At 63.0% G+C, this 11,792-nt stretch carries 12 protein-coding genes and 1 tRNA gene; 3 read left to right on the top strand and 10 right to left on the bottom strand.

Going from position 1 to position 11,792, the window contains the following annotated elements; translation table 11 throughout:
- The 7 genes from QZ294_RS10915 to QZ294_RS10885 all read right to left on the bottom strand — a co-directional run.
- Window positions 1–1,661: Hpt domain-containing protein (locus tag QZ294_RS10915; RefSeq protein WP_297050926.1), on the bottom strand; the 1,661-nt coding region annotated here is incomplete at its 3' end.
- Between the two features lie 66 nt (window positions 1,662–1,727).
- A complete protein-coding gene (locus tag QZ294_RS10910) occupies window positions 1,728–2,093 on the bottom strand; it encodes a response regulator (protein ID WP_165077276.1) in 366 nt (121 codons plus the stop codon).
- Window positions 2,094–2,221: 128 nt separating this feature from the next.
- On the bottom strand, window positions 2,222–2,803 hold the full coding sequence (locus QZ294_RS10905; RefSeq protein ID WP_297050917.1) for a chemotaxis protein CheW: 582 nt from the start codon (window positions 2,801–2,803) through the stop codon (window positions 2,222–2,224).
- Window positions 2,804–2,868: 65 nt separating this feature from the next.
- Window positions 2,869–3,645 carry a ParA family protein gene (locus QZ294_RS10900; protein ID WP_297050906.1) on the bottom strand — a complete coding sequence of 259 codons (777 nt, stop codon included), beginning with the start codon at window positions 3,643–3,645 and terminating at the stop codon, window positions 2,869–2,871.
- A 50-nt stretch (window positions 3,646–3,695) separates the two neighbouring features.
- Window positions 3,696–4,526, bottom strand: coding sequence for a protein-glutamate O-methyltransferase CheR (locus tag QZ294_RS10895; RefSeq protein WP_297050937.1), 831 nt, complete (start codon window positions 4,524–4,526; stop codon window positions 3,696–3,698).
- Between the two features lie 521 nt (window positions 4,527–5,047).
- Window positions 5,048–6,985 carry a HEAT repeat domain-containing protein gene (locus tag QZ294_RS10890; RefSeq protein WP_297050893.1) on the bottom strand — a complete coding sequence of 646 codons (1,938 nt, stop codon included), beginning with the start codon at window positions 6,983–6,985 and terminating at the stop codon, window positions 5,048–5,050.
- 22 nt (window positions 6,986–7,007) lie between these two features.
- Window positions 7,008–8,069 carry a chemotaxis response regulator protein-glutamate methylesterase gene (locus QZ294_RS10885; RefSeq protein ID WP_297050888.1) on the bottom strand — a complete coding sequence of 354 codons (1,062 nt, stop codon included), beginning with the start codon at window positions 8,067–8,069 and terminating at the stop codon, window positions 7,008–7,010.
- Between the two features lie 130 nt (window positions 8,070–8,199).
- On the opposite strand from QZ294_RS10885, the gene QZ294_RS10880 reads away from it, so the two are divergent.
- Both QZ294_RS10880 and QZ294_RS10875 read left to right on the top strand, forming a co-directional pair.
- Window positions 8,200–8,277, top strand: a tRNA-Pro gene (locus tag QZ294_RS10880).
- Window positions 8,278–8,334: 57 nt separating this feature from the next.
- Entirely contained in the window at window positions 8,335–8,814 is a 480-nt protein-coding gene (locus QZ294_RS10875; protein ID WP_297050879.1) for a YbaK/EbsC family protein, read from the top strand.
- Window positions 8,815–8,828: 14 nt separating this feature from the next.
- Here the strand turns inward: QZ294_RS10875 and QZ294_RS10870 are convergent, their stop codons facing one another.
- On the bottom strand, window positions 8,829–9,296 hold the full coding sequence (locus QZ294_RS10870) for a hypothetical protein (protein ID WP_297050872.1): 468 nt from the start codon (window positions 9,294–9,296) through the stop codon (window positions 8,829–8,831).
- Between the two features lie 49 nt (window positions 9,297–9,345).
- Window positions 9,346–10,245, bottom strand: a complete 900-nt coding sequence (locus QZ294_RS10865; protein ID WP_297050866.1) for a M15 family metallopeptidase — start codon at window positions 10,243–10,245, stop codon at window positions 9,346–9,348.
- Window positions 10,246–10,333: 88 nt separating this feature from the next.
- Here QZ294_RS10865 and QZ294_RS10860 point away from each other — a divergent pair, with 88 nt between their 5' ends.
- Window positions 10,334–11,680, top strand: a complete 1,347-nt coding sequence (locus tag QZ294_RS10860; RefSeq protein ID WP_297050861.1) for a MiaB/RimO family radical SAM methylthiotransferase — start codon at window positions 10,334–10,336, stop codon at window positions 11,678–11,680.
- Here QZ294_RS10860 and QZ294_RS10855 read toward each other — a convergent pair.
- Window positions 11,677–11,792, bottom strand: a 116-nt coding sequence (locus QZ294_RS10855) for a flagellin (protein WP_297050934.1), incomplete at its 5' end; no start/stop codon positions are given. The two genes, QZ294_RS10860 and QZ294_RS10855, sit on opposite strands and share 4 nt — an antisense overlap.

Raw genomic sequence — 11,792 nt, 5'->3', positions numbered from 1 at the left:
GCAGGCGCCGGCGCGGCGGGCGCGGCAGGGGAGGCCGCCTGCGCGGCGGGCGCCACGGATGCGGCCGCGGGCGCGGACTCCGCCGTCGCGGCCGGGGCCTCGTCCTTTTCCTCTTTCGTGGCGCAGACCTTGCCCTCGTCCAGGGCCTTTTGCACCATGTCGTTGATGATGTCGGTCTCCTGGCCGAGAAGGTCGACCATGAGGGTGAAATCTATGCCGGTGGTGCGCCCCTGATCCACGATGCCGGCCGTGCGCTCCGCGTAGATCTTGATCTCGTCCAGACCTACAAAACCGCAGGCATTCTTGATGGCGATGAGGCAACGATAGAGGGCGTCGATGGAATCCTTGTGCGCGCCGTCTTTCCGCAGCGTTGCCAGCGCGGCGCTGATGATTTCCTGTTGCTGCTTGACCGTGACGCGAAAGACATCGACATCGTCATTTTCAAGGCCCACGGGAATGATGCTGGGCTGCACCACTTCCACGGCGCCTGTTTCAGCGGGCGCGGCTCCTGTTTCGGCGGCAGCCGGTGCGGTTTCCTGCGGCGCGGGGACCTGTGCGGCCCGCAACGCCGGGGGCAGGGCAATGCCTTCACCGGCAAGGGCGAGCTGGAGCTGTTTGACGATGGGGCTAGTATCAAAGGGGGTGGCCTGACAGGCGGGGACATCGATGGTCTGGACAAGTCCTTCCATCACATCCACCGTCAGCAGGAGAAGGTCGATAAGTTCGTGGCTCGGCGTGATCTTGCCCTGGCGCACGTTGTTGAGCAGCGTTTCCGCCTCGTGCGTCAGGCCATTAAGCTCGTTATAGCCGATGATGCCGCTGTTTCCCTTCATGTTGTGGAAATAGCGGAAGAGGTCATTGACCAGATCGTCGCGGCCGGTGGGGTTCTCTTCAAGGTCAAGCAGGCCGTCGTTCAGATTGGCGATGATTTCATAGGATTCGTCGATGAAATCCTTGAGATGCCCCTCGCCGAAGGCCGTCAGGGCATAGGGGGCACCGCTGGGCAGGCTTGCCACCCATTCCTTGGCGCTCATGCCCTGCTGCTTTTCTGCCTCCGCGGCAACCGGCTGCGGCGCGGGGGCGGCGTCAGGCTGCGGGGCTTCCGCAGCCGTGTTCTCCTGAGCTTCCTCAGGGGCCGCGGCCTCGGCGGATGTTTCCTCCGCGGGGGCCTCGGCCTCGTCAGGCGCCTCTTCCGCAGGGGGCGTGGCGGCATCGACGGCAGCGTCCTGGGGAGCATCGGCAGCCGTCGCCGCGGGGCGGGCGCTGTCGCCGGCCATGATGGCGTCGATCTGCGCCATGATGGATTCTGTCTCGACATCGCCCTCGGCATTGGTGCTTTCGAGGTTTTCGATCATCTGGCGCAGGGCGTCCGTGGAAGCAAGGATGACGTCCATGATCTCGGACGTGACCTGCATGCTCCCCTTGCGAAGCTCGTCAAGGATGTTTTCCGACTTGTGCGCAAGATGATTGATGCGGTTCAGGCCAAGAAACCCGGATGCTCCCTTGAGGGAATGCATGGGCCGGAAAATATCGTTCAGCAGGGCAAGATTGTCGGGAGCCTTCTCAAGTTCGAGGAGGTTGGGTTCGATGGTCTCAAGATGTTCCTTGGCTTCCGCGATGAAGTCGGCAACGAGTTCCGGATCAAAGAATTCTTGGCTCATACCCATTCCTTCATTTGGCTAAAAGCAGCGCCGCTCCCGGCGGGAATGTACTGCTGGTCTTATCGGCTAGCCAAGAAGCATCTTTATATTCCGTACCATTTTTTCCGGCTGGGCGGGTTTGACCATGTAGAGATTGGCGCCAAGGCTCATGCCTGTCTGGATATCCTGCTCCTGGCCTTCGGTGGAAAGGACGATGATGGGGATGTCCTTGTAGGCGTCCTGCGTCCGCAGGGTCTTGATGAAGGTGAAGCCGTCCATGCGGGGCATGTTGACGTCAGAGACGATCAGATCGACCGGCTCAAGGCTGTAAAGCTTTTCAATAGCGTCCAGCCCGTCCTCGGCGGTCGTTACCTTGAAGCCTTCGGTCTTGAGGACAAAGGCCACGAGATTGCGAATGGTCTTTGAATCATCGACGACCATGATGTGTTTCATTTTGACACCTGTTCCCGAACGTCCTGTCGAGCTGCGCGAAAGCCCGGCGTGAGTTGCGCTGAAGGAATGCGCGTCCGCGCGGCGGCACTCCTGCCACAGTTTCCAGTAGTTTTGTCCGCATCATCGCATCATGCTGTGAGCAGACGTTGCGTGATCATATCCGGGGAAACCATCCCGTGAACATGGTCATCCAGATCGACAACGCCACAAAGAAAATCCGCGCTTTCCCCCAGTTTGGATTCCGCATTCCACAGAATCTTTTCCTGTTCCACCATGTGCATGGTATGTACTTTGTCCACGATCAGCCCCAGTTGCAGCATTTCCGTTCCGCAGACGATGATGGAGCTGCGTTCGGAATACTCCCCCTTGCGGGCGGTGAGAAGCTCGGCAAGAAGGACCAGCGGCGTCACCCGGCCGCGCAGATTGACCACGCCGGCCACAAATGATGGCGCCAGGGGAACCTTGACAAGCTCTATATGACGCAAAACCTCCTGGATGCCGGCCACGGGCAGCAAAAAGAGTTGCTCCTGGACGAAAAACGACACCATCTGGATGCGGGTTTCACGCTGCAACCGTTCCCGTAGCGACACCGCGGCCGGAGCGGGCGACCGCACGGGTGGGGGCGCATCTGCTGCGGCGACGGCAGGGAGCCGCTCCAGCATTTCCATGCCGACGTACTTTTCAACAAACGCGCGTTCCGCGTCATTCAAGCCGCCACCCGCGCCTTGTCCGGCGCATGTGAGGTCAAGACCGGAAAAATACTCCTCGGGTGTCTTCACCATAAACCCTGCACTTCCTGCGCCAGGCTTGCATAGCCGAGCGCGCCCCGGGAGCGGGCATCAATATCGTAAATGGAACAGCCGCGGGCACTTGCCTCCCGAAAATGCGTGTCCACGCTGATGACCGTCCGAAAAACGGCCTCTCCCATCTTGTGCCGCATCAGCTCCAGGACCCGCGTGCATGCCTTGGCCCTCCTGTCATACATGGTCGGCACGGCGCGGTACCGGATGGGGGTGGGGAGCACCTTGTTCAGGATATGCAGCGTGTCAAAGAGCAGCTTTAACCCATGCAGCGCGAAAAAATCCGTCTGGATGGGAATAATCAGCAAGTCCGCAGCCACCAGGGCGTTTACCAGAAGGACGCCCGCATGGGGCGGGCAGTCCAGGATGATGAAGTCATACCTGTCTTTCAGCGCCATGAGGCTGCGCGTGAGTACCGCTCCCTTGGCACGGCGTTCGCGGAAATCCACTTCGAGTTCCGAAAGCCGGATATGCCCGGGGGCGATATCCATGCCCTGAAGCGCGCCCGTATGGATGACCCTGGACCAGAGCGACGGCCATGCCTCTTCTTCGGAGAGGAAGATGTCATACAGGCTCGCCGTGACATCTTCGGGAAATATCCTCGCATGGAGCGTCGCGCAGGCATGGGGGTCAAGGTCCAGCAGAAGGACCTTCCTGCCCATTCGCGCCAGGGCGCTGCCGAGCGTCACTGAAGTGGTGGTCTTGCCCACGCCTCCTTTCTGGTTGGCGATCGTCAGAACTTTCGCATTCACACACGTTCCGCAGGCCGGGCGCATGCCCCGCGCAGGGCGGGCATGTTCCGCTAGCTTATTTTCCGGTACAGGATGGTGCCCTTGTGGTGCTCAAGCTGGAAAGCGCGGCTGATATTGTGCAGCGATTCCGAATGGCCGATGAGAAGCACGCCCTTGGGCAGCAGATTGTCATAGAAGGCGTTGATGACCTTGCGCTTCATGTCGTCATCAAAGTAGATGATGACGTTGCGGCAAAAGACGATCTGTGACTTCTCCACCCGCTTGAGCTGTTCCTTGTCACTGAGATTGATCTGGCCGAAGGAGACCAGGCGCTTGAGGGCGGCATCCAGCTTGTAAACGCTGCCGTCCTTGTGGAAGTACCTGTCCACCATTTCCTTGGGCGTGGTGCGTAACGCATATTCGTTGTAAATGCCCCGGCGCGCCGCGGCCAGAACGGCCTCGGAAAGGTCGTTGGCCGTGATCTTGATGTCCCAGTTGCTGATGTCGTTCTTGAGTGTTTCGTGCAGGATGATGGCGAGGGTATAAGGTTCCTCGCCGGTGGAGCAGCCTGCCGACCAGATGCGCAGCTTTTTTTGCCCGGTCCTGCGGCACTGGTCCAGCGCCTCGCCGAGCACCACGCGCTGAAAGACTTCCAGTTGCGGCGGGTTGCGGAAAAAGCTCGTCTCGTTGGTGGTGACGACTTCGAAAAGCTTGTTCAGCTCCTGTTTGCGGCTGGCGTCAAAGCGGAGGAAATTGTAATACTCGTTATAGCTTTTGAGGTTCAGTTCCTTGATGCGGTTGGAGAGACGATTTTCCACCAGATACTTGCGGTTTTCGGCAATGAAGATGCCGCATTGCTGGTAGATGAAATCCCGGAGCAGCAGGAACTCCTCATCGCTGATCTGAAGATCCTTGCGGAAGGGCGAGGCGGCCCTGGGCGCCTGGGTCTCTTCCTTGCTGCGGAAGGCGCTGGTGGGGGACGGCGTTGGTTCCCCGCCGGCGGCCGAACGCATGGAGACCGGCCTTGCGCCGAAGGCCGTGGAACGGAGCGGGGCCGGTTGCGCGCCGGCCGCGGGGGCCGCCTGGCGCGTCAGGGACGAAAAGCGCGATGGCGCGCCCTCGGCGGGCGACGCCTGGGCGCCCGTACGCAGCGAAGAGAACGGCCGTGCCGCTGCCCCCGCCTGCCCCGGCGTTCCAAAGGGGGAGGTGGCGCGATCCGTGGCGAAGGGGCGTTGCGCGCTCTCCTTGTCCGTGGCGCCGGTGGAAAAGGAGGAAGGCTGCCGCGGCTTGTACAGGGAAGTCGGACGATCCGCCTCGGCGTCACGGCGTTGCGAGGCCGGGGCGGCGGCGGTCGCGGAACGCTGCGCCGTGTCGCCGGCCTTGAAGAACGAAGGTTTGTCTTGCGAAGGAGGGGTCGCCATAACTACTCCTGTTCGGCCTGGATGGCGGCCACGGCATCTGCCGCCGCATGCTGGATTTCCGGGTCTTCATGATCCGTCATGCCCAGAAGGACGCTGAAGGCGACATTGCCGCCTATGCGGCCCAGGGCTTCAATGATGCGGAACACCACCATGGGTTCGGCGTGTTCGAGCATCTCGGCAAGGGTGGGCACTGCCTCGGTATTTTTGTTCACGCCCAGGGCCTCGATGGCGCGGATGCGGACCCAGTCGTTCTCATCGCGCAGCGCCGTGACAAGGTGCGGCATCACAGCCGGCGTGCCGATCTGGCCCAGCAGGTCCACAAGGGCCAGACGCACATCCTTGTCCTCATCGAAAAGACGCGGCAACAGACGCGGCAGGTAGCGTTCGGCCGCGGTGCCCATATTCAGGAACGCTTCCACCGCCACCCGGCGGATGGCAGGGTCGGCGTCCTCCAGGGCGTCGGTGATCTCCGCGATATTTTCGGTGACGCTGTAACGCCCGAGGGCATAGACGGCCATCATCCGCTGCATGACGTCGTCGCTGCGGGCGCGCTCCTTGAAGCGTTCGTTGAGCGCGGGGCTGTGCAGGTTGATGCAGGCTTCAAGCGCCATTTCCTTCACGTCCACATAGCGGTGGTCAAGCTGGTTGAAGACCACATCCTCCACATCGGGGCAGGTATGCTGATTGCCGAAGAAGGCAAGGGCGCTCTTGAGCACTTCGGCATCGGAACATTCGTCGATGATCGAGAGGAAAAAGGGCACATCGTCGCAGCTGCCCAGGTGGGCGACTTCGGCCACGGCGGCACGCTGAAGCTCGCGGCTCACGCGCCAGAAGAGATTTTTGAACTCTTCGAGCGGCCGTTTGTCGTCCATGAGCTGACAGGCTTCCATGGCGATCATGATCCTGGTTTCGTCATCGCTGCGCAGGGCGTCACGCACCACTTCATTGTAGCCGATGGCCGCCAGGGCGCGGATGGCGGCTTCGTAGAGTTCCGCCTGCCGCTCGGGATCGATGGTATGGGCGAGGGTGAGGATGTCGTTGCTGGCCTCGCTGGTGCCGATGGAACTCAGGCCCTGGAGCGCGGCGATCTGGATCTCTTCGTCATTGTCCGTGAGCGCGTCCAGCAGATACACGCGAAGCCGTTCCTGGGATTTGGGCGCCAGCAGCGAAAGCGAACGGCCGCTGAGGATCTGAACGATGGCCTTGACGATCTTGTGCCGCAGGATGACGTTGACGTTCTCCAGCGCGTTGAAGAGCATGGGCACCGTCTTGATGTCGCCAAGCTCGCCAAGGGCATCGACGATGGCCGCGCTCACCAGGACCGAGGAGAGAGGCAGAAGCTTGATCAGCGCGCTGATGGCGGCGGGGTCATTGATTTTTGCCAGGGCTTCCACCACGGCGAACTGGACCCATTCCTCATCATGCATGGCCTGGCAGAGGCTGCCCACGGATTCGGGAAAGGCCAGATTGCCCAGGCTCACCGCGGCCTGATAGCGGACGTTGACTTCCGGGTCCTTGAGAAGCGCCTCGCCCAGCAGCAGGGCTGACTTGTGGCTGCGGCAGTACCCGAGGATGTCGGTGATGAAGATGCGCTGGTCGGCATCGTCACCGCGCAGATAGGGCTGCATGGCATCAATGGCATCCACGCCGATCTCGCGCAGGATGTCCATGGCGACGTTCCGCACCGGGGCCTCGTCGCTGGCAAGCAGGGGCAGGAGCGCCTCAATGGCCCTGGGGCCGCGGATCTTGCGCAGGCCATATTCCGCGGCCTCCTGCACCCCGATGTTGCCGCTCTTGATCCGCTCGCAGAGGAAGGGGATGGCCTCGGCCAGAGCGAGATCTCCAGCGCTGAAAGCCGCGCTGCGGGCTGCGTCGTTATCGCCGGATCTCAAGGCATCCAGAATGTCCGGCGCGCTGGCTTGAGGAGTTTCCATGCTCATGGTGTCTTCTCGTTTGGGAGGGTCAGCCTTTGACCGTTGTGATGATGGCGCTGGCGATCTCGTCAGCGTCAAGGACCAGGTTGGCGAGGTTGGCGTCCACAACCGCCTTGGGCATGCCATAGACCACGCAGGAGGCTTCATTCTGTGCAATGAGGCAGCCGCCCTTTTCGCGAAGGACGCGCGCGCCGTCCACCCCGTCCGAACCCATGCCCGTGAGCATGACGCCGAGAACGCGGCGGCCCATGATCATGCCCGCCGTTTCCATCAGGACATTGACCGTGGGCTTGTAGAGCGCGTTCCTGGGTTCTTCGGTCACGGACACTTCCGGCAGCGGACCGCGCAGGCGCACGCCGATATGCATGCCGCCGGGGCACACATAGGCATGTCCGTTCTTGAGCTTGTCCCCGTCCACGGCCTCCGTCACAGAAATCTGGCTCACGCTGTCGAGCCGTTTGGCGAAAGGCCCGGTAAAGGTCGCGGGCATGTGCTGGGCAATGAGGACGCACGCGGGCAGGGAAGCCGGCAGGGCGGAAAGGATCTTCTGCACCACCGGCGGCCCGCCGGTGGAGACCCCGATGACCACCAGATCGCGCGGACCCTTGCAGGCCGAGGCCACGCTGCAGACGGAAGACGCCTGACGTGGCGCCGGCGCGGGCTGCGGGGCGGCATGATGGTGGTATTTGAGCCGGATGATGCTCTTGCGGCGGGCAATGGCCTTGACCTTGCGGCGCAGCTCCTCGCCGAAGGCATCCCTGTCATTGCTCTGCGTCTTGGGGATAAAATCCTGCGCGCCGTATTCGAGCGCCTTGAGCGTGCTCACGGCCCCGCTTTCCGTCAGGGAGCTGACCATGAGCACCGGCAGGGGGTTGGTCTTCATGATCTGCTTGAGCGTTTCAAGGCCGTCCAGGCGCGGCATCTCCACGTCAAGGGTTATTACGTCGATATCAAGGCGGGAGACTTTGTCCAGCGCGTCCTGACCGTCACGCGCCGTATCCACGACCTTGATCTCCGGGTCCTGCTCCAGCATGGAGACCAGGGCATGGCGCATGAAGGTCGAATCATCGACCACAAGAACACGGATCATAAAAACATCCACTCCGCATGAAGTTTTCATCTGTTCCGCGATATTTTTAAGGATGATACGCCAGAGGTCCGCGTTTGACAAACAAAAAAAACTTGCCAATTTTTTGCCGATGGCCTAGATTCATTTTTGGCGGGATGTGGCTCAGCTTGGCTAGAGCGCAGCGTTCGGGACGCTGAGGCCGCGCGTTCAAATCGCGCCATCCCGACCACAATTTTCAGGGGTCGCGGTATCTGCCGTGACCCCTTTTCTCATTTTTGGGGGGACCATGTCCATAGAGGATGTCAAGGCCTTTTTCGCCCGGCACGGCATGGCGGAACGGGTGCGGGAATTTGAGGTATCCAGCGCCACGGTGGAACTGGCGGCCCGGGCATTGGGCTGCATGCCCTGCCGGATCGCCAAGACGCTCTCCTTCATGGTGGAGGGCCACGCCATGCTCATCGTCACGGCGGGAGATGCCCGCATCGACAACCCGCGCTACAAGGCGCGTTTCGGCACAAAGGCGAAGATGCTCACGCCCGCCGAGGCGGAAGCGCTCGTGGGCCATGCCGTGGGCGGGGTATGCCCGTTTGCCGTCAGGGATGGCGTTGCCGTCTATCTGGATGTTTCGCTGCAACGGTTCGCTACCGTCTTTCCCGCGTGCGGCAGCAGCAACAGCGCCATTGAGCTGGATATGGCGGAACTGGAAACGTATTCCGGCGCCGCCGCCTGGGTCGACGTGTGCAAGGGATGGCGTCCGGAGCCATAGGGGGCGCGCGTGCCTCAGACCGTGAGATCGACATCCCCGGCAACGATCTGCTGAGGCTGGCCTGGCGCCGGCCTCTCCACCGCATCCGTTGCAGCCCCCGCGTCATGTTTTTTCGCAGGGTCCGGCGCGCCCGCGGCCTCTTCCCGCCCTGCGGCCCCGGCATCCGGGGTTTCCTCCTCCGGACGCGTCCGTTCTTCGCGTTCTTTTTTGAGCCTGTCCAGCGCTTCCCGGTTCTTCTCGGAAACGTTCTGCTGCATGTCCAGGCCCATGCGCCGCGCGGCCTTTTTGCCCTCAAGGATTCTTCTGCTCTGGGTGTCCTCTGCGGCGCATGCCGCCATGCCCGCAAGCAGGATGCTGTTCTGGCGGTTGTTCATCTGGCCGCGCGCATCCGCGGCGGCTTCCCTGGCCTTGCTGTATTTGGATTCGTCCGCGGCATGCGAAACAAAATTCCGGGCCATGAGGTTGCTGGATTCGATGGGCATTGCGCGCTCCCTGTTGAAGAAATGCCGCATGGAAGCTTTTTCCGGACAGCTACTCGTGCCCCTGCTCCTCCTGCAAGCGCCGTTCCACATGCGGGGCAGCATCTTGCGCCCTTTTCCGCAGCAGTCGGGCCTTGCAGATCAGCTCCGGGCGGTATTCAAAGTGCATGAGGTCGTATTCATGCCATTTGCCGCCCCAGATGAACCCCTCGGCTTCAAAGGCCGCGACGATTTCCGGCGGATAGGTTTGCTGGAGGGGATGCGGTCGCGCGCGGCTCCAGCGCCAGTAGGGCGCGCGTCTGGCATTGATGTCGATGGCGATGCCGAAGGCATGGGGGCTGAGCCTGTCCTCGCCGGCGATGCGCCGCCAGGCGAAGCCGCCCTCGGGGTCGAGGTAGGGCCGCAACGCGGGCTGGAGCGCCAGAACGGGGTCCAGGCGCCCGGCCACCTGGGCAAGCGCCCCGGCCGCCGGCGCGCTGAGCCTGACAGGGCGCCCCTGCCACAGGACGGTTTGCAGGCCGGCGCCCACGGCCTTCCGGTCGCCGCCATAGAGCGCCGCGAGCAGCTCCGGGGAACGCAGACGTCCGGGGGCAAACCCGGGCGGGGTCGGGGGACGCTCCGGTTCCAGAGGGTAGGGAACGGCCATGCTGGAAGCCACATCCCCCTCACCGTGATGGACGGGGGAGCCGTCCGGGACCATCGGCCGCGCCGCGTCCCGGTAGAGGACACGGCGACCATCGGCGAACACCAGCCATTGCCGTTGCCGGCTGTCTGTTTCAAGGGCGCGGATGGCGGGATACGCTTGCCGGAGGCAGTGGAGGTCGAGCGCATCTTCCGGGGGCATGCCCTCCGGACGGGGAGGATCCCCGGCCCTGTGCGGCGGCGCGCCCGTGACTGGCGGGGGGAACGGCAGAAGCGTCAGGATGAGCAGGATGACAGGCAGGATACGCATGGCTGAACATGCTCCGGCGGACAACGGCTTGTCAAGGCGGGGGCTTTTGCATACACAACGGTGCATGGCTCCCTGGACATTCCATATCATGACATTTGGTTGCAAGGTCAACCAGTACGAAAGCCAGGCGATCCGCGAGAGCTGGCAGGCGCGTGGCGGCAGCCCCGTCCCGGTGCCCGACGCGGCGGATGTCGTCCTGATCAACAGTTGCGCCGTCACTGCGCGGGCGGAACGGGATGCGCGCAATGCCGTCTTCCGCGTCCGCCGGGCCGCGCCGGAGGCGCGCATTCTTCTTGCGGGCTGTGCGGCGCGGCTTTTCCAGACATTCCGGCCGCGTCCCGGCGCCGCGTGGGCAGAGCCTGATCTCTGCCTGGGCAATGAGGCAAAGGCGAGCCTTCTGGACGGCCCATGGCCGGATGCCTGCGGGGAACAGGCCCTTCAGGGCTATCCGCCGTTCCGCATCAGGGCCTTCAGTCGCGCGAGGGCCGTCCTCAAGGTCCAGGATGGCTGTGTCCACCGTTGTACCTATTGCATCGTGCCCCAGACGCGGGGAGCGCCGCGCAGCCGCTCCCCGCAGGAAGCCCTGGCCGAAGCGCGGACCCTTCTGGCCGCGGGCCATGTGGAGCTTGTGCTGTCGGGCATCAACCTGGGGCAATACGGTCGTGACAGGCCGGAATATGGCGACTTCTGGCGGCTTTTGCGCTTTCTTGACGCAGAGCTTGCGCCGGAATTTGCGGGCCGGGCGCGCCTGCGCGTCAGCTCGCTGGAGCCGTCACAGCTGGATATGCGTGGCCGTGAGGTGCTGGCCGGCTGCCGTATGGTCTGCCCGCATCTGCACATATCCCTCCAGCATGCCAGCCAGGCGGTGCTGCGGCGCATGGGCAGGGGCCACTATTCGGCCGCCATGCTGGAAACGGCCCTGGCGGAGATGGCGTCGTTCTGGCCGCGCATGGGTCTGGGCGCGGATATCCTTGTGGGCTTCCCGGGCGAGACCGAAGAGGATTTTCAGGTCTTGCTGGAAACGGTGGAGCGCCTGCCCCTGAGTTACGCCCACGTTTTCCCCTATTCGCGGCGTCCCGGTACGGCGGCGGCACGGTTTGAAGGGCACCTCCCGGCAAGGCTCAGGCTGGAACGGGCCGCAACGGCGCGCGCGGCGGTGGAGCGGAGGCGGCGCCACTTTTGGGAAGCGCAACGGCAACTGCCACGAATGTTCATTGCGCCGGACGATGGAGCGCCGACAGGAGGGCACGGGCTTCAAAAGGGCGTCAATGAATACTATGTGCCGTGCCGTTTCGCTTCTCCGCTGCCGGCAGGCGCCGCCAGCGGGCATCGGACCCTTGTGGAGGCGCGCCCTGTCGGGCTTGATGCGCGCGGCCTGCTGGTCGAGCCTGTTTCCGGAAGAGAAAGGGCGCTGCGGGGAGGCGACCGGAGCTAGGCCGACAGCAATCCCACCATCATCTGTGGCAGGCTGTTGGCCTGGCTGAGCATGGCAACGCCCGCCTGAGTCAGAATCTGGTTGCGGACAAAGAGCATCATCTCGATGCCCA

It is taken from the genome of uncultured Desulfovibrio sp., from assembly GCF_910584445.1.
Classification (GTDB): domain Bacteria; phylum Desulfobacterota; class Desulfovibrionia; order Desulfovibrionales; family Desulfovibrionaceae; genus Desulfovibrio.
The sequence above is the reverse complement of the archived record's forward strand: the minus strand, read 5'-3'. Positions and strand labels throughout refer to the sequence as shown.

What these genes read in the sequence shown, in the direction of transcription:
- QZ294_RS10910 (WP_165077276.1), bottom strand. Translation starts at nt 2,093, where the DNA reads ATGAAACACATCATGGTCGTCGATGATTCAAAGACCATTCGCAATCTC.
- QZ294_RS10860 (WP_297050861.1), top strand. Translation starts at nt 10,334, where the DNA reads ATGACATTTGGTTGCAAGGTCAACCAGTACGAAAGCCAGGCGATCCGC.
- QZ294_RS10870 (WP_297050872.1), bottom strand. Translation starts at nt 9,296, where the DNA reads ATGCCCATCGAATCCAGCAACCTCATGGCCCGGAATTTTGTTTCGCAT.
- QZ294_RS10865 (WP_297050866.1), bottom strand. Translation starts at nt 10,245, where the DNA reads ATGCGTATCCTGCCTGTCATCCTGCTCATCCTGACGCTTCTGCCGTTC.
- QZ294_RS10875 (WP_297050879.1), top strand. Translation starts at nt 8,335, where the DNA reads ATGTCCATAGAGGATGTCAAGGCCTTTTTCGCCCGGCACGGCATGGCG.
- QZ294_RS10890 (WP_297050893.1), bottom strand. Translation starts at nt 6,985, where the DNA reads ATGAGCATGGAAACTCCTCAAGCCAGCGCGCCGGACATTCTGGATGCC.
- QZ294_RS10885 (WP_297050888.1), bottom strand. Translation starts at nt 8,069, where the DNA reads ATGATCCGTGTTCTTGTGGTCGATGATTCGACCTTCATGCGCCATGCC.